Source organism: Sphingobium sp. (assembly GCF_003248505.1).
GTDB lineage: Bacteria > Pseudomonadota > Alphaproteobacteria > Sphingomonadales > Sphingomonadaceae > Sphingobium.
In genome coordinates, this window is sequence record NZ_QFOA01000079.1 from 1 (window position 1) to 15,697 (window position 15,697).

A 15,697-nucleotide genomic window follows, 5' to 3' on the forward strand; every position below is an offset into this window, starting at 1 on the left:
TAGCACATCCGGTTTTGCCCCCAAACCCACGCCTAGCAAAATCAAATACTTACCAGCTCGCGTTCCCTGCGTGTTCCGCCGGCACTGTTCAACTTGGGCATGACCACGCAATGATGTAGGCGGGCTGGATACGGCGCTGGGCAAGCTGGACACCATGTGATGAAGAGGGCGAGGTCGCCATCGCTGCCGAGGCGGATCGAGCTCCGCCGCGGCAGCGAGCGCGTAGATCGCCGCACCCCCGAGCTGCGAAGTTTTCGACCATCGCAGCAGTGACGCACGCCGGAACGGCGCCGGCATCAGGCCGACGAAGCCGTGATTGCTAGCGAAGATCGCGGCCCCGGGCTCGCTCAATCGTGGGGCGGATCTGGCCCTGCCAGCTGGCAGGAAACACTGTCATGCCGTCCAGCCGCGCACGTGCCTTCGCCGCTGTGTCGGTATCGGCGGCGGGGCAGATCCGTTAGCGCCGCTTCGAATCCCGTCAGGACTGCGAAGCCGCTCATTCGGTGACGGGGCACTGCGGCGGGGTCCGGATGATGAAAGGGCCCCTCACACCCTGTGGCGATTGCTTAAGCGGCAAGCGACCATGTTCGCTCTCAGCATAGTGGACCGCGTAGTCCAGGATCGCGGTGGCAGCCTCCTCGCGGGGCGTGAAGCGGCCTGGCACCTGGCGGACTTTGTCGGGCGCCCGCAGGTGAACGGTGCAGAGGTCGGTGCAGGCAAATAGGCACGGCATCTTCTCGAAGGCGACCCCGGCGAGCGTGGGTCACCTTCGCGCACCGTGCGCAAAGATTTCCATCAACCGCGCGCCATCGTGCATGCCGCCCTCGTCCTCGCTTGCGGCAGGTGCTGCAGGCCACGATTGCGAAGCCTTGCTCGACGCGTTTCGGCGTGGCCTTGTCTTTCACTTGCAGGTCATCGTTCGAACACGCGATCGGCCACCGGCTCACGCGATTGCCAGCCATGACGTTCCAGCTCGGGGATATCGGAGGTGTCAGCTGGGTAGCCGATGCACAGCAGTGCGATCAGCGACCAACGCGCTGGCACGTCGAGCAGCGCCTCGACAACGCCGGGATCGAGGATCGAAACCCAGCCCACGCCGATCCCGCGCAACGTCGCCGTAAGCCACAGCGTGTGGATGGCGATCACCACCGAGTAGCGCAGCATTTCGGGCATGGTGGCGATACCTAGGCCATGCCCGGTATCGGGGGCCTCGTCGCAGAAGACCGCGACGATCTGGGGGGCCTCGTCAAGCCCGTGCAGCTTCAGCGCACGATAGTGTTCGTAACGCGCTCCACCCGCATGACGCTGCGCGGCCTGCACGTTCTGTGCCTCGACATGCCTCGTCAGCGCCGCCCGCAAGCGAAGCGAGCGCACGCGCACGAAGCGCCACGGCTGGGAATTGCCGACCGACGGAGCCAACGCGGCACTGTCCAGGATCGCGGCCATGTCCGCTTCGGGCACCTCGCAAGGGTCGAACCGGCGCACGTCGCGCCGCCAGCGCAGCAGGTCCTGAAACCGTATGGCGAAGTCGTCTTCCATCGAGGCCGGGGTAAGAGTCAGAACTCGATCCCCGCTTGCGCCTTCACGCCCGAGCGGAAAGGATGCTTCACCATCGTCATTTCGGTAACGAGATCGGCCGCCTCGATCAGCGCCTCGGGCGCGTTACGGCCGGTGACGATAACGTGCTTCATAGGGTCACGCGCGGCGAACACCTCCAGCACTTCATTGAGAGGCAAGTAGTCGTAGCGCAGGGCGATGTTCATCTCGTCGGCCAGGACCATGTGATAGGATGGGTCGGCTATCATGCGCTTGACCTCCTCCAGCGCGGCTCGCGCAGCGGCGACGTCGCGGGCACGGTCCTGCGTGTCCCATGTGAAGCCCTCGCCCATCGGCTTGAATTCGACTTGGTCGGGGTAGGCATCGAACACCGCCTTCTCGCCGGTGACCATCGCCCCTTTCACGAACTGGACGACGCCCACCTTCATGCCATGGCCGATCGCGCGGACGACCATGCCGAGCGCGGCGCTGGTCTTGCCCTTGCCTTTGCCGGTGTGGACGATGAGCAGTCCCTTCTCCCGAGTCTTGGTGGCCATGATCGCGTCGCGCGCGGCTTGCTTCTTGCGCATCTTCTCGGTGTGGCGAGCTTCGTCGACGCTCACTTCGATCTTCCCGTTAGTGTCCACCGGCTCGCTCCTTACGCATGAGATAGACGTCCATAATCCAGCCGTGCACGGCTCGCAGCGCGGCGCGGCGTGTGGCGATGCGCGTGGCTGCCTCAGTCAGCTGGCCATGCTCCAGCGCCTGATGCTCCATGCCGAGGTAGGCGCCCCACCAGATCGTCACGGCCTGCGGCTCCAGCACCTCAAACGCACAGCCTGCGTCGAGCATCACCACCACCGTCTCCGCGCCCGCAGGCCAGCCACGCGCGCGCAGCAGCCGTCCGGTGGTGATCGTGATCGGCCCGGCCAGCATGTTCAGCGGAATGGCATGCGCGGCGGTGAGCGCCTGCACGCTAGTGATGCCGGGCACGACCTGCACCGTGATTGGCATGCCATCGCGTGCCAGCCGCTCAGCGATGCGCAAGGTGCTATCGTAGAGCGAGGGATCGCCCCAAACAAGCAACGCCAGCGTGCCACCTTGCGGCAAGTGCGCGGCGATCTGAGCCTGCCAGGCCTCAGCTATGGCATCGTGCCAGTCGTTCACAGCGTCCAGGTACAATGCATCGGCATCTCGCACCGGCAAGTCGAACTCGATCACCTGCACCGGGTTTGTGAGGACATGCGCGCAGATCTCCCGGCGCAAGTCGATGAGCCCTGACTTGGCGCTGCCCTTGCGGGGCAGGAGGATGAGGTCGGCATTGTTCATCGCCGCCACCGCCTGGGCGGTGAGGTGCGCGAGATTGCCCGTGCCTATACCGATAAGGTGCAGCGCGATCATGCGTCTTCCATCAAGGCTCCATAGAGAACGACTGCCGAAGCTTGCGACATGCAGGCTGTCAGCACTCCTGCCGCATCGATCCGAGCGACCGCTTTCAGCGTCAGGAGGTTGGAATCGCCGGGGCCTGAGTCCACAAAAGAAACGAACCCGCTCACGCAAGAGCTCCGGGGCGCGATGGTCCGATCAGGTGAAAAAACGTACCGGTCACGCCGCCACGATGTGAGCCGGTCTCGACCACCGGGGCGCCATCCGCATCGGTGATGCGGGCGAGCGGGGCATCACGCTGCTCAACGACGGTGGAGTAGTGGAATTCATGCCCGCGTAGACAGGTGCCGTTGGCGAGCCCTGCGACCGGAGCCAGCAGTTCGGCATGGCGGTAGCCCAGATGCATCTTGCGCTCGGCGTGACTGGTGACGAGGCCGAGCAGTCCGGCCATCGTATGGCGGTGTCCCGCCTTGTCGATTAGCCCCTCCCCCAGCACCATATAGCCGCCACACTCACCATGGATGGGCCGAGTCTTGGCATGGTGGCGCACGCCTGCAATGAAGTTGGTCGCCGCCGCGATCCGGCCAGCGTGAAGTTCAGGATAGCCGCCGGGTAGCCAGACCAGATCGGCATCGGTTGCGGGTGCCTCATCTGCAAGTGGTGAGAAGTGCGAGATCTCCGCACCCGCACGCCGCCAGCCTTCGAGCAGGTGCGGGTAAACGAACGAAAACGCAGCATCGCGCGCCATGGCGATGCGCTGGGCCGGGGGACGCGGCAGGCCCTCGGTGACAAGCTGCGGTGTCGACCCGTGCGCCGCGGCAAGGCGGATCGCGGCGAGATCGGCGTGCTCACGCAGGAAGGCGGCATAGTCGGCAATCGCGCGATCAAGGTCGGGATGCTCGACCGCCTGCACCAATCCCAGGTGGCGCTCAGGCAAGGTCAGGTCGCCCCGGCGCGGCAGCGCGCCGAGCACGGGAATGCCGACGGCGTCGAGCCCTCGTCGCACCAGCCGCTCATGGCGCGGACTGGCCACGCGGTTAAGGATCACCCCGGCGAACGGCAGCGCGGGATCCAGACTGCGGAAACCCGCCGCGGTGGCGGCGGCGGACTGCGCTTGGCCCGACACGTCGATCACCAGCATCACCGGCCAGCCCATCCGCCGGGCGATCTCGGCACTGGCGCCGTTGCCGCACGCGCCGGCGCTCGCCACGCCGTCGAACAGGCCCATCGACCCTTCGGCGAGCACCACGTCCGCGCTCTCGGCCTCCCGCGCGATGGCGGCAAGTAGGGCTTCGTCCATCGCCCAGCTGTCGAGGTTGAACGAAGGACGGCCGCTGGCGGCGCGGTGGAAGGCCGGGTCGATGTAATCCGGCCCGCTCTTGAACGGCTGCACCTTCAGCCCATCCTCGGTCAGCGCGCGCAGAAGACCGAGCATGACCGTGGTCTTTCCGGTGCCCGAGGCGGGGGCGGCGATCATCAGGCCCGGCGCGGTCACTCGCCGCCTCCTGTGAAGGGCGAGTGCGCGTCCTGTGGCCGAAACCGGCGATCGTAGCCGGGCGCGTAAAGGCAGCTCTCGGCGAAGTCCTGCGCCGCCAGAACGCGCCCGACGACGATCAGCGCGGTGCGCTCCATGCTGCCCGCGACGGCCGCCTGGATCGTCGCCAGTGTGCCACGCACAATCCGCTGGTCGGGCCAGCTCGCGCGCCAGACCACCGCGACCGGGCAGTCGCTGCCATACTGGGGCGCAAGGTCGGCGACCACTTGAGCGAGGTTATGGATCGACAAGTGGATGGCGAGGGTCGCCCCGGCGAGGGCGAAGTTCGTCAGGCTCTCGGCCGGCGGCATAGTGCTGGCTCGGCCCGGCGTACGGGTGAGCACCAACGACTGCGCCAGCTCGGGCAGCGTCAGCTCCGCCTCCAGCGCGGCAGCAGCGGCGGCAAAGGCGGGTACGCCCGGCGTCACCGTGAAGGGGATGTCGAGCGCCCGCAACCGGCGCAACTGCTCGCCCAGCGCCGACCACACCGAGAGGTCGCCCGAATGCAGCCGTGCCACGTCCTGCCCAACGGCGTGGGCGGCGGCAATCTCGGCTATGATCGCGTCGAGGTCCATAGGCGCGGTGTTGACGATCCGCGCGCCTGGCGGGCAATGGCCCAGCACCGCCTGCGGGATCAGCGATCCGGCATAGAGGCACACCGGCGAGGCGGCGATCAGGTCGCGCCCTCGCAGCGTCAGCAAGTCGGGTGCGCCGGGGCCGGCGCCGATGAAATGCACGGTCATTTCGCAAGTCCTTGGACGATGGCGCAAGTCGCCATGCGATCGGGCGAGATGTGGCGAGGCGCAAGCAACCGCCCGCCCGGTCCGGCGGCGGCAAGCGCGCTGGCTTCCGCCACGCTGCCGGTGCCGTACGCAGCGAGGCTGGCAGCAGAGCGGGTGGGGGTCTCAGTCACTCTCAGAGCTGCATTCGTAACCCCGATCACAGGCAGGCCGAGAGCCTTCGCAAGCGGACGCAATCCTTCGAGCTTGTCGGCCACGGTCGCCAGCAGAGTCACCGGCTCGTGTCCGTCCTGGGCGAGAGCGAACGCCGTTTGCAGCGAGGCCATGGCCGCGCCCTGACGGAAACCGAAGCCCGCCACGATCATAGCACCGTGCTCCACTGCACCACCGGATAGCGCGAACGCCAGCCATGCCGCGTCCCCAACGGCACGGCCTCGGCCAGCTCAATGCGCAGCAGCTCGCCGCCCTTGAGGGCGTGCCAACGGGCAAGCAATGCTTCAGACTCCAAGGTCACGGCATTGGCGACCAGACGGGTGCCGACGGACAAGCGCGTCCACAGCGCGTCGAGCAAAGCCTCCGATAGCCCACCACCGATGAATACCGCGTTGGGTGCTGGTCCGCCCGGCAGCTGACCGGGTGCGCGGGCGGTGACGATCTCCAGCCGGTCGAGCCCGAAGGTGGAGGCATTGGCGCGGACGCGAGCGGCGCGGACCGGATCGGCTTCGACCGCGCAAGCTTGGTTCGCGGGATGGGTGAGAAGCCACTCGATCGCAATCGACCCGGAGCCCGCGCCGATGTCCCACAGCCGTTCGCCAGGGCTGGGCGCGAGCGCGGACAAGGCGAGCGCGCGCACGGGGCGCTTGGTGATCTGTCCGTCATGCGCGAACCAGTCGTCGGCCCGGCCGGTGCTAAGCGGCAGGACCAAGCCCTCGCCCGCACACGCAATTCCCACGGCGACGGGGTGAGCGACATTGGTCAAGTTGAACGAGTCCGCTGTCGAAACGCGTACGTATTCCCGCGGTCCTCCCAACGATTCGAGGACATGCAGCGTCGACGCGCCAAAGCCCTGCATCGTCAGATACTCAGCCAAGGCCATGACCGCCGTGCCATCGCGCACGAGTGCCAGGATGCGCTGTCCGGGCGCGAGTTCCGGGAGCAGCCGCTCCACGGGCGCGGCATGCAGGCCGAGGCACCGCACGTCCTGCAAGGGCCAGCTCAGCCGCGCCGCCGCCAGCGAAAAGGTCGACGGGGCCGGGTGCGCCACCCACTCCTCACGCGCGAGATGGCGAGTCACGCTGGTGCCCGCTCCGAACCAGAACGGATCGCCCGAGGCCAGCATCACCACTCGCCGCCCGCGGTGTTCCAGAAGCCGCGCGATGCCGTCCGCGAAGGGCACTGGCCATTCGATCGTGGGACAGCTAACCGACGGCAACAGCGCCAAGTGCCGCGCCGGGCCGATTACCAGTTCTGCCTCGGCTAGCGCCCGGCGGGCCGCGGCGGAGAGGCCTTCGGCGCCATCCTCTCCAAGGCCGAGGATTGTCAACCATACGGAGGAACCCATGTCAGCCACGCCGAACGTCCTCTTGCTTGGCGGCACGACCGAGGCGAGCGCGCTGGCTCGGCTGCTCGCAGCGCACCACATCGCCGCCACGCTCAGCTATGCCGGGCGCACCGAGGCTCCGCGCGCCCAGCCGGTGCCGGTGCGGATCGGCGGCTTTGGCGGCTTGCGCGGCTTGATCGACTACTTGCGCGCCCATCGCGTGACCCATCTTGTCGACGCGACCCATCCCTTCGCCGCGACGATGAGCACCTATGCCGTGGCGGCGGCGCGGGAAGTCGGCGTGCCGCTGATGGCGATGACTCGCCCCGCCTGGGAGCCAGTCACCGGCGATCGCTGGACCCGCGCAGCCGATATCGCCCACGCCGTCGCGCAGCTCGCCGGACCGCCACGCCGCGTGATGCTGGCGCTTGGCCGGATGCATGTAAATGCGTTCACCGCCCAGCCCCAGCACCACTACCTGTTGCGCTTCGTCGATGCACCGGATGTGCCACCCGCCCTGCCGCACCACACGCTGTTGGTCGATCGCGGGCCCTTCGCCGCCGAGGACGATGCGCAACTGATGCGCAAACACGCCATCGAGCTCGTCATGTGCAAGAACGCCGGCGGCAGCGGCGCGGCCGCCAAGCTGATTGCCGCGCGCCGCCTCGGCCTGCCGGTGCTGATGATCGACCGCCCGGTCCTGCCGCCGCGTCAAGAGGTCTACGATCCGCATCAGGTGCTCGCGTGGTTGGGTCATGAGACGGCCCTCGGTGTATAGAGGATCGGCGCACCGGCGCGGTCGACGATCCGGGTCTGGCTGGACCCGACGATCACCATCGTTCGCATGTCCGCCATCTCGGGCCGGGCTTCAGCCAGGGTGGTGATCCGTAGCGCTTCGTCTGAGGTCGTGACGGCGCGGGCGAAGAGGATGGCGCGAGTGTCGCCGCATGCTTCGCGCAGCACCTCCAGCACACGCGCGAAGCCTTCCGGGCGCGCCTTCGAGCGTGGGTTGTATAACGCCATCGCGAAGTCCGCCGCCGCCGCCAGCCGCAAGCGCCGCTCGATCAAGGCCCAAGGCTTGAGGTTGTCAGACAAGTTAATCGCGCAGAAATCATGCCCCAGCGGCGCTCCAACGCGCGCGCTGGCGGCGAGCATGGCGGTGATGCCGGGCAGCACGCGGATGTCGAGGCCGCGCCAAGCGAGCGGCCCCGCTTCCAGCGCTTCGAATACGGCGGCGGCCATTGCGAACACGCCAGGATCGCCGGAAGAGACGACCATCACCCGCCGACCTTGCGCTGCGAGGTCGAGGGCATAAGCGGCACGGTCCAACTCCACTCGGTTGTCGGAGGGGTGCAGCGTCAGACCAGCGCGGGGGGCAATGCGAGCAACGTAAGGGATATAGCCGATGACATCGGTCGCCTGCGCCAGCGCGGCGGTGACTTCAGGCGTGACCAGCACCTCGGCGCCCGGCCCCAAACCGGCAATGGCGAGCCAGCCAGCGCTCACGGCCGGCGCCCCTGGCCGTGGATCAGCAGGATCGAGAAATATGGCGTTACGCTCTCGGCCTCGAGCAGCGGCGTAACCCGTTGGCCCGGCATTGCCGCATGCTCGACCAGCCAGGCCGAAGCTTCGCGTCCGGCGGCGGCCACGGCGCGGCGCAGCTTGGGCAAGTTGCGGCCGATCTTCATGACCACCAGCGCGTCGGTGTCGCGGATGCGGCGGACCAGTTCGTGTTCGGGCAGCGTCGCCATCGCTACCGTCAACACGTCATCGCCCCACGTAATCGGCACCCCGGTCGCGTTCCAGGCTCCTGCCATGCCAGTGATGCCGGGCACCACCTCGACCGGCACCGCACCGGTCAGACGCGAGTGGAGATGCATGAACGAGCCATAGAAGAACGGGTCGCCCTCGCATAGCACCACCACGTCCTCTCCGGTGCGGGCCAACGCGGCGACGCGCTCGGTAGAGGCGGCGTAGAAGGCGGACAGTTGCTCGTTATAGCGAGGATCGTCGAACGGGATCTCGGTGGTCACCGGATACTCCATCGCGATCTCTACGACGTCAGGACGCAACATGCCCTCGGCGATGCGCCGTGCCTGCCCCGGCCGCCCCGCCTTGCGGAAGTAGGCGACATGGCGCGCGCCGCGCACAAGCCGATCGGCGCGTACGCTCAGCAAGTCAGGCGCGCCGGGGCCAAGGCCGACGCCGTGAACGGTGCCAAATCCAGATGAAAGCTGCGTCATTCCACGGGGCTCGCCAGCGCATTGATCGCAGCGACGGTGATCGCGCTGCCGCCAAGCCGCCCCTCGACAACGACGCACGGCACCGGCTGCTCGGCCCACAAAGCCGCCTTCGATTCCGCCGCGCCGACGAAGCCTACGGGGCAACCGATGATCGCCGCCGGGCGCGGGCAGTCGGGATCCTCCAGCATGTTGAGCAAGTGAAACAGCGCGGTGGGCGCGTTGCCGATCGCCACCACCGCGCCGTCCAGATGCGGCCGCCAAAGCTCCAGTGCTGCAGCGGAGCGGGTGTTACCCATCGCCCGCGCCATGTCCGGCACCTGGATGTCGTGCAGGGTGCAGACGATCGGGTTCGCGGCGGGCAGGCGGGCGCGGGTGATCCCCTCCGACACCATGCGCGCATCGCACAGCACCGGCGCGCCGGCGTTCAAGGCAGCGCGCGCGGCGGCGGCGAAGCCGTGCGAGAACTGGATGAAGCGCGCTAGGTCCACGAGGCCGGCGGCATGGATCATCCGCGTCGCGACGGGCTCCTCGTCCGCCGAAAAGCGCGCGAGGTCGGCCTCGGCGCGGATCGTCGCGAAGGACTGTCGATAGATCGCGGCGCCATCGGTTTCATAAACATGCGACATCAGGCGGCTCCGAAATGATGCAGAAGCTGGACCGGGGCCAGCGCCGAGCGTAGGGGCGGCGCGCCGACCGCTGCGTTCAGGGCGAGGTCGAACAGCCCGTCGCGGCCTGTCAGCGTGACGTCAGCAGGGGTTGATCGCGCGCAGCCCTTGGCGCAGCCCGACACGTGCAAAGGCCCGGCGATATGCGGGGCGAGCGCGCGGGCCAAGTCGCGGGTGGCGACCGTCGCTTGCGGACACGCGGGCGCGCCGGGGCAGGCGTCAACATGAAGCAGCGGATCGGCGGGATCGTTCAAAAGACCAGGGATGGTGGCGGCGTTCGCGTATTCGAAGATCAACACACGCCAGGGTGTGACGCGAACGGCCGCCGCGTGGGATTGCTCCACTGCCGCCGCCAGCACCTGCGCCTCAACCCGTCCGAACGGCAGGCCGTACGCCATGCCGAGAGCGTGTGTGCCAGGTTCGCTGCACCGGCGCGGCGCGGCGGGAGCGATGGTACCGCTGGCCCAATCCGGCAAAGCTATCCGATGGCGGACCATCCGCCCCGCCGCCGTTCCGCCGCTTCCTACGAACCAATGGGCCAGAGTGATAAGGGCCTCTGCCTCCCTACCGTGTTCGACCGCGACGCCATGCGCACGACCGTCAGCGCGCAGAATCAGGCCGCCCGTCTCTCCCCGCTCGATACGAAAATCGCCGGCTTCGTTGCGAAGTTGGCAGGCGGCGCCGGCATCGATGACGAAGCCCATCTTGCCGGGCATTTCGGGCAATTCGTTCAGCCGCGCCTGCATTTCGCTGGCAATGCGGTGGGTGTCGTCGCCTGCTTGCCAATCAGGCGTGACCAGGAGGTTTTGTCGGCCTTCTCGCGCGGGCTGGCCATCGACCAGATCGAGCGTTATCAGCCGCTCGATCAGCGCTGGCCAGCCCGCCTCGGTCAGACCGCGCAACTGCAGGTTGGCGCGGCGGGTGAGGTCGATCAGGCCGTTGCCGTGCGCCAGCGCCGCTTTGCACAAAGCCAGCACTTGCCCTGCCGTCATCCGACCGAGCCGGGGTTTGACCCGCACGAGCAGGCCGTCCCCCGCCGGCATCGGTCGCCAGGCATTGGGGCACCAACCCTTTACCACGAAACCGCTCATGCCGCGTCACCCGGCGGCAAACTGGCAAGGATCGAGTTGCGCCGGGTCCGCCACAAGCCAGCGGCATGCAGCGCGGCGAACCGCGCCTCCATCGCCGCCAGGGCACCGGGATTGGCCTCAGCCATGAAAGCGCGAACCTCCGGACGGCCCAGCGTTGCGTCGTGGTAGAGGTCGAACAGCTGCGGCGGCACACTGGCGGACAGATGCGAAAAGGCGCCCAGGTGGTCGAGCGTCGCCGCCAATTCCGCTGCGCCGCGAAAGCCATGGCGCATCATCCCCTTCACCCAGCCCGGCTGAGCGGCGCGGGCGCGCACGACACGGGCAATTTCCTCGGTCAAGGTACGCGCGGTAGGGCGCGTGGGATCGCGGTTGTCGAGGTGATAGAGCGCCGCCTTGCCGCCGGTCACTTCCTGCGCGGCGGCGAAGCCTGCTTCGTGAGCTGCATAGTCGGCGGCGAGTAGCAGGTCGGTCTCTGGCAGGTCCTGCAAATGGACGAAGGCGTCGGCTTCCGCCACCCGAAGCCGCAAGCCCTCGGGATCGGACCTGCTCTCCCCTTGTGCCAAGCCATCGAGCGCATGGCTGGATCCTGCCAGCCAGGCCTCGCCGGCAGCGCGGCGCGCTTCGTCGGTGTAGGCTTCGCTCGCTTCGCCCATGCCCAAGCCGTAACGGCCAGGCGCCGGGCCATAGACGCGCGGGGTTGCATCCCCGCCGACGAAAGGATTCCACTCCAGCGTTTCGTCGCGCGCCGCCAGGGCTCGCACCGCTTGTCCGAACAGCGCTGGCAACGTTGGGAAAGCATCGCGGAACAGGCCGGAAACGCGCAAGGTCACGTCGATACGCGGGCGGTCGAGCAACGCAAGCGGCAGGATCTCGATGCCGCTAACTCGCTCGGAGGTGTTGTCCCACAGCGGCTTGACGCCCAGCAGATGCAGCGCCATGGCGAACTCCTCGCCCGCCGTACGCATGGTCGCCGATCCCCACAAGTCGACCACGAGCCCGCGCGGATAGTCGCCATGGTCTTGCAAGTGGCGGCGGACCAGCTCCTCGGCCAGGGTAATTCCCTGCGCGTGGGCGGCGCGCGATGGCACCGCGCGCGGATCGATAGCGTAGAGGTTGCGCCCCGTCGGCAGAACGTCGCGGCGGCCCCGGAACGGCGAGCCGGAGGGGCCAGCAGCAACGCGCTGCCCCGCCAGTGCCGCCAACAGCCCACCGCGCTCGGCCGCGCCATGCTCGCCGCGCCCGAAGACGTGGAGTCCATCGCCAAACTGGCTCTCCTTAACGTCGCACACGAAGCGATCGATACGGGTGATCGCCTCGATCAGCGTCGTAGCACCATTAAGTCCGAGTTCGGCTTCGAGCCCCAGCGCCTGGGCCTCGTCGCGGATAGTCGCCTGCAAGCGGTCGCGACGCGCGGGATCAAGCCCCTCGGCGTTGGAGAATTCGTCGAGCAGCGCTTCCAGCGAGGCCAGCCCTGCCCCGCTGCTTGCGGGCAGAAGCGGTGGCGGTACGTGGCCCAGCGTGACGGCGGCGATGCGGCGTTTGGCTTGCGCGGCCTCACCAGGATCGTTGACGATAAAAGGGTATATCACCGGCATGGCGCCCGTCAGCGCCTCGGGCCAGCAGGCGTCGGACAAGGCGACAGCCTTGCCCGGCAGCCACTCTAGCGTGCCGTGCGCGCCGATGTGGACCAACGCCGCGATGCCTTGCGCACGCAGCCACAAGTAGAATGCGACATAGGCATGGCGCGGGCAGCGGGTGACGTCGTGATAGTCGCCGTCGCGGGTAGCCCGCGCGCCGCGTTCGGGTTGGAGGGCGACGGTGATGTTGCCGAGTTGCTGCGCGGCGAAGTGAAACGCACCGTCGCGGACCGCTTCGTCGGCCTCGGGTTCGCCCCACACGTCAGAGAGTTCGCGGCGCAAGGCTGCGGGCAGTCGGCCCAGCGCCGTGCGATAGTCCGCCAGCGGCCATTGCACCTGTCCGTGTAGGAGCGCACCGGCAAGGTTCATTGCGGCAGATGTAGCATATCCTGCCTGGGTCAGGTCGGCCAGGATCGCCTCGGCGGAGGCGAGGGCGTCGAGACCCACGGCATGCGCCATCTGGTGCGCCTTGCCGGGGTAGGTCGAGAGAATCAAGGCTACGCGACGCTCACTGGCCGGCGTTTGGGCGAGCGCGATCCAGCTGGCGATACGATCGACGATCGTCGCGATCCGCTCTGGCGCGGCGCGGTGGACGCTACGGGCGAACTCCAGCGTCGGGTCGCGCAGACCGGCCTCCTTGAAACTGGCGACGCCGGCGAACACGCGCCCGTCGATCTCGGGCAGGACGACATGCATGGCAAGGTCCGCCGGCGACAACCCGCGCGAAGCCTCGGCCCAAGCTGCCTGGCTCGAAGTCGCCAGCGCCAGCTGGAACACCGGCACGCCCGCGCCATCGAGCGGAGTGTCGCCCTGCTCTCCCCGCGCGGAAAAGGCGGTGGCGTTAACGATCGCCGCCGGAACGAGCGCGCGCACCCAGCGGTCGACATGCTCACGCGCCGCCGGAGCCTTGAGCGAGGTAACGAACAACGACAGCGTAGAAAAGCCCCGCCGCTCGAACCCGGCATGCAGCGCCGCGAACGGCTCGAGGTCGTGCGCGGTCAGATAGGAGCGATAGAACACGATCAGCACCAGCGGGCGGGCCGGGTCGCGCGGATAAGCATCGGGATCGACCACGCTCAGATTAGGGTGCCAGCCGCTGACCTCGGGCAGCGGCTGGCCGGACGTGGCGTTCGCATTCACGAGACCCGCCGTGCGGGCGAGAGTGACGAGCGCGGCCTCGGCGGCTTCGGGTCCGCCCGCGTCGCACAGCCGCGCCAGTTCGCGCAGCATCGGCACATCGACGGTCGAAGCGTCATCCAACCGACTATCCTGCGAGCCATCGGCGGGCAGTACCGCCAGCGCAATCCCCCGCGCCCGGGCCAGCATCGCGACCTGGGTCAGCCCATAGCTCCAGTACGGGGTGCCGCCAATCAGCCGAATCAGGATCGCTCTGGCCCCGCCCAGTGTGCGCTCGACATAGGTATCGACCGACAAGGGATGCGCCAGCGCCGCCAGATTCGCCAGGCGCAGCGTGGGAAACGCGGCGTCGGCTTGCTTCGCTCGGTGCCACGCCGCCGCGAACGCGCCTAGGTCGCTGTCGGAAAACGACAGCACCACCAGGTCCCCGGGTGCTTGTCCTAGGTCCTGCGGGATGGCGGTTTCTTCCATCCCGTGGGTTTCGCGGAAGATGACGTGCATACAGCGGAGGCTCAGCCCACCAAGGCGGCGCGGATCGCTTGCGCGTCGACGCGTCCCTGCTCAGCAATGGCGACCAGGGTCGTCTCGCGCGGCTCACCGGCACGCCAGGGACGGTCGTACTGATGGCGCACCCGCGAGCCGACCGCCTGCACCAGCAGCCGCATCGGCTTGCCGACGACGGCGGCGTAGCCCTTCACCCGCAGGATATGGTGATTGCGCGCAAGCGCTTCGATCCGGGCGACCAGTGCGGCGGGGTCGGCGATCTCTCCCAGCACAACGACGGTGCTATCGAAGTCGTCATGCTCGTGATCATCCTCGCCATCGTGATGCGAGGGACGGGCGGCAATGTCGTCCTCCGCCGCCGAGCCCAGACCGAGGATCACGCGCGGATCGACCACGCCCTCGGTCAGTTCGATCACCGACACCGGACGCGGTGATTCGGCGGCGATCACGGCGCGAGCGGCGGCAACGCCTTCGGGTCCGGCAAGGTCGCACTTGGTCAGCAGCACCATGTCGGCGCACGCAAGCTGGTCCTCGAATACTTCGGACAGCGGTGTCTCATGGTCGACGCTGGGATCGGCGGCGCGCTGTGCATCGAGCGCAGCGACGTCGGGCGCAAAGCGACCGGCGGCGACCGCCTCGGCGTCGGCCAGCGCCAGCACGCCGTCGACGGTGATCTTGCTGCGGATCGCCGGCCAGTCGAATGCCTTGAGCAGCGGTTTGGGCAGTGCCAGGCCGGAGGTCTCGATCAGGATGTGATCGGGTCGCGGGTCGAGCGCGAGCAAGTGCTCGACCGTCGGGATGAAGTCGTCCGCCACGGTGCAGCAGATGCAGCCATTGGCCAGCTCGACGATGTTCTCGGCCGGGCAATCGGGGATGGCGCAGGACTGCAGGATATCGCCATCGACGCCTAGGGTGCCGAACTCGTTAACCACCACCGCCAAGCGGCGACCGCCAGCGTTGCGGATCAGGTGGCTGATCAGCGTGGTCTTCCCAGCACCCAGAAAGCCGGTGACGATGGTAACGGGCACTTTGGCCAGATTTGGGGCCAGATTGGACACACACGAACTCCCGCGCGCCGGAGCGACAACGGCGGGGCTTGCCGGGGTGAACCGGTCAGTCGCGCGACGACGGGCAGGCGCGACAAGCACCCGAAACCCGCGCGGCCGTGCAGCCCCAGCCACACAGCTTCGTCGCTCAAACGTAAGACTTAACCGTGCCGTGACCATCCCCTGGATCAGGCAAGAGCGACCGGTGCGCCGGCAGGTCTCCTGGCTCACGGGTCACAGCTTGATGCACGCCTTCCCGGAACTTCGCCCAACGGCGTGGAACCAGTGGCTGCTCCCCCGATGAAGAGGAGCGATATGCATCGCGCTATCCGCTTACAGTTGCAGGGACAGCCACGGAATTGGGAGCCAAGCCCCCTCACCGCATTCCCGATTAAGCCCCTTGTGGGGGCACCGGCGCGATCATTGGAACACCGGCGGAACCGATGCTTCGAACGCGACAATAGACCAAAGCGGCGGTCAAGCCAATTGGTATTATCGCGTCAAACCCGTCCTCATGCTTCTAAACCTCCGTCATCCCCGCGAACCCTGGGCCACCTTTGTCGTAACAACGGTAGCAGGTCGAGAGGTTTCCTGTGCAAAATCGAGGATGCCCATAAGGGCGCCATGAAGCGTGGCGT

14 protein-coding genes, 1 pseudogene and 1 riboswitch are annotated in these 15,697 nt (G+C 67.7%); of the genes and pseudogenes, 1 reads left to right on the forward strand and 14 read right to left on the reverse strand.

Translation table 11 applies throughout. From position 1 onward, the window contains the following. Positions 1 to 496 precede the first annotated feature (496 nt). The 8 genes and pseudogenes from DI606_RS17065 to cbiE all read right to left on the reverse strand — a co-directional run bounded on the left by DI606_RS17065 (position 497) and on the right by cbiE (position 6,757). Positions 497 to 905: pseudogene (locus DI606_RS17065) on the reverse strand (DUF1636 domain-containing protein). Between the two features lie 7 nt (positions 906 to 912). After that, positions 913 to 1,539 carry a 5,6-dimethylbenzimidazole synthase gene (bluB, locus tag DI606_RS17070; RefSeq protein WP_293985122.1) on the reverse strand — a complete coding sequence of 209 codons (627 nt, stop codon included), beginning with the start codon at positions 1,537 to 1,539 and terminating at the stop codon, positions 913 to 915. Positions 1,540 to 1,556: 17 nt separating this feature from the next. Further along, complete coding sequence (gene cobO, locus DI606_RS17075; RefSeq protein WP_293985138.1) at positions 1,557 to 2,126, reverse strand: cob(I)yrinic acid a,c-diamide adenosyltransferase; 570 nt, start codon at positions 2,124 to 2,126, stop codon at positions 1,557 to 1,559. A gap of 46 nt (positions 2,127 to 2,172) precedes the next feature. Next, positions 2,173 to 2,937, reverse strand: a complete 765-nt coding sequence (gene cobF / locus DI606_RS17080; protein ID WP_293985124.1) for a precorrin-6A synthase (deacetylating) — start codon at positions 2,935 to 2,937, stop codon at positions 2,173 to 2,175. Between the two features lie 151 nt (positions 2,938 to 3,088). Further along, positions 3,089 to 4,417, reverse strand: coding sequence for a cobyrinate a,c-diamide synthase (locus DI606_RS17085; protein WP_293985126.1), 1,329 nt, complete (start codon positions 4,415 to 4,417; stop codon positions 3,089 to 3,091). Further along, positions 4,414 to 5,199 (reverse strand): precorrin-4 C(11)-methyltransferase, encoded by a 786-nt coding sequence (gene cobM, locus DI606_RS17090; RefSeq protein WP_293985127.1) that lies wholly within the window; start codon positions 5,197 to 5,199, stop codon positions 4,414 to 4,416. Before cobM ends, DI606_RS17085 begins: the two co-directional genes overlap by 4 nt. Beyond that, entirely contained in the window at positions 5,196 to 5,561 is a 366-nt protein-coding gene (locus DI606_RS17095; RefSeq protein WP_293985129.1) for a cobalamin biosynthesis protein, read from the reverse strand. The genes cobM and DI606_RS17095 overlap by 4 nt, the downstream gene beginning before the upstream one ends. Further along, complete coding sequence (gene cbiE, locus DI606_RS17100; RefSeq protein ID WP_293985139.1) at positions 5,558 to 6,757, reverse strand: precorrin-6y C5,15-methyltransferase (decarboxylating) subunit CbiE; 1,200 nt, start codon at positions 6,755 to 6,757, stop codon at positions 5,558 to 5,560. Before cbiE ends, DI606_RS17095 begins: the two co-directional genes overlap by 4 nt. On the opposite strand from cbiE, the gene DI606_RS17105 reads away from it, so the two are divergent. Further along, positions 6,756 to 7,514 (forward strand): cobalt-precorrin-6A reductase, encoded by a 759-nt coding sequence (locus DI606_RS17105; protein WP_293985130.1) that lies wholly within the window; start codon positions 6,756 to 6,758, stop codon positions 7,512 to 7,514. The genes cbiE and DI606_RS17105 overlap by 2 nt on opposite strands. Here the strand turns inward: DI606_RS17105 and cobJ are convergent. From cobJ to cobW, 6 genes are read right to left on the reverse strand one after another with little or no spacing between them, the layout of a single operon-like run. Further along, positions 7,490 to 8,242, reverse strand: a complete 753-nt coding sequence (cobJ, locus tag DI606_RS17110) for a precorrin-3B C(17)-methyltransferase (protein ID WP_293985132.1) — start codon at positions 8,240 to 8,242, stop codon at positions 7,490 to 7,492. The genes DI606_RS17105 and cobJ overlap by 25 nt on opposite strands. Beyond that, positions 8,239 to 8,979 (reverse strand): precorrin-2 C(20)-methyltransferase, encoded by a 741-nt coding sequence (gene cobI / locus DI606_RS17115; protein WP_293985133.1) that lies wholly within the window; start codon positions 8,977 to 8,979, stop codon positions 8,239 to 8,241. The genes cobJ and cobI overlap by 4 nt, the downstream gene beginning before the upstream one ends. Then, positions 8,976 to 9,605, reverse strand: coding sequence for a precorrin-8X methylmutase (locus DI606_RS17120; protein ID WP_293985134.1), 630 nt, complete (start codon positions 9,603 to 9,605; stop codon positions 8,976 to 8,978). Before DI606_RS17120 ends, cobI begins: the two co-directional genes overlap by 4 nt. Next, positions 9,605 to 10,735 (reverse strand): cobalamin biosynthesis protein CobG, encoded by a 1,131-nt coding sequence (locus DI606_RS17125; protein ID WP_293985135.1) that lies wholly within the window; start codon positions 10,733 to 10,735, stop codon positions 9,605 to 9,607. The genes DI606_RS17120 and DI606_RS17125 overlap by 1 nt, the downstream gene beginning before the upstream one ends. After that, positions 10,732 to 14,010 carry a cobaltochelatase subunit CobN gene (gene cobN, locus DI606_RS17130; RefSeq protein WP_293985136.1) on the reverse strand — a complete coding sequence of 1,093 codons (3,279 nt, stop codon included), beginning with the start codon at positions 14,008 to 14,010 and terminating at the stop codon, positions 10,732 to 10,734. Before cobN ends, DI606_RS17125 begins: the two co-directional genes overlap by 4 nt. Positions 14,011 to 14,021: 11 nt before the next feature. Further along, on the reverse strand, positions 14,022 to 15,071 hold the full coding sequence (gene cobW, locus DI606_RS17135; RefSeq protein WP_293985137.1) for a cobalamin biosynthesis protein CobW: 1,050 nt from the start codon (positions 15,069 to 15,071) through the stop codon (positions 14,022 to 14,024). Between the two features lie 182 nt (positions 15,072 to 15,253). Continuing rightward, positions 15,254 to 15,490: riboswitch (cobalamin riboswitch) on the reverse strand. Positions 15,491 to 15,697: the final 207 nt, after the last annotated feature.

Bases quoted from the DNA above. Each gene is read 5' to 3' on its own strand.
- bluB (WP_293985122.1), bottom strand. From the start codon at position 1,539: ATGGAAGACGACTTCGCCATACGGTTTCAGGACCTGCTGCGCTGGCGG.
- cobO (WP_293985138.1), bottom strand. From the start codon at position 2,126: ATGCGCAAGAAGCAAGCCGCGCGCGACGCGATCATGGCCACCAAGACT.
- cobF (WP_293985124.1), bottom strand. From the start codon at position 2,937: ATGATCGCGCTGCACCTTATCGGTATAGGCACGGGCAATCTCGCGCAC.
- cobM (WP_293985127.1), bottom strand. From the start codon at position 5,199: ATGACCGTGCATTTCATCGGCGCCGGCCCCGGCGCACCCGACTTGCTG.
- DI606_RS17095 (WP_293985129.1), bottom strand. From the start codon at position 5,561: ATGATCGTGGCGGGCTTCGGTTTCCGTCAGGGCGCGGCCATGGCCTCG.
- DI606_RS17105 (WP_293985130.1), top strand. From the start codon at position 6,756: ATGTCAGCCACGCCGAACGTCCTCTTGCTTGGCGGCACGACCGAGGCG.
- cbiE (WP_293985139.1), bottom strand. From the start codon at position 6,757: ATGGGTTCCTCCGTATGGTTGACAATCCTCGGCCTTGGAGAGGATGGC.
- cobI (WP_293985133.1), bottom strand. From the start codon at position 8,979: ATGACGCAGCTTTCATCTGGATTTGGCACCGTTCACGGCGTCGGCCTT.
- DI606_RS17120 (WP_293985134.1), bottom strand. From the start codon at position 9,605: ATGTCGCATGTTTATGAAACCGATGGCGCCGCGATCTATCGACAGTCC.
- DI606_RS17125 (WP_293985135.1), bottom strand. From the start codon at position 10,735: ATGAGCGGTTTCGTGGTAAAGGGTTGGTGCCCCAATGCCTGGCGACCG.
- cobN (WP_293985136.1), bottom strand. From the start codon at position 14,010: ATGCACGTCATCTTCCGCGAAACCCACGGGATGGAAGAAACCGCCATC.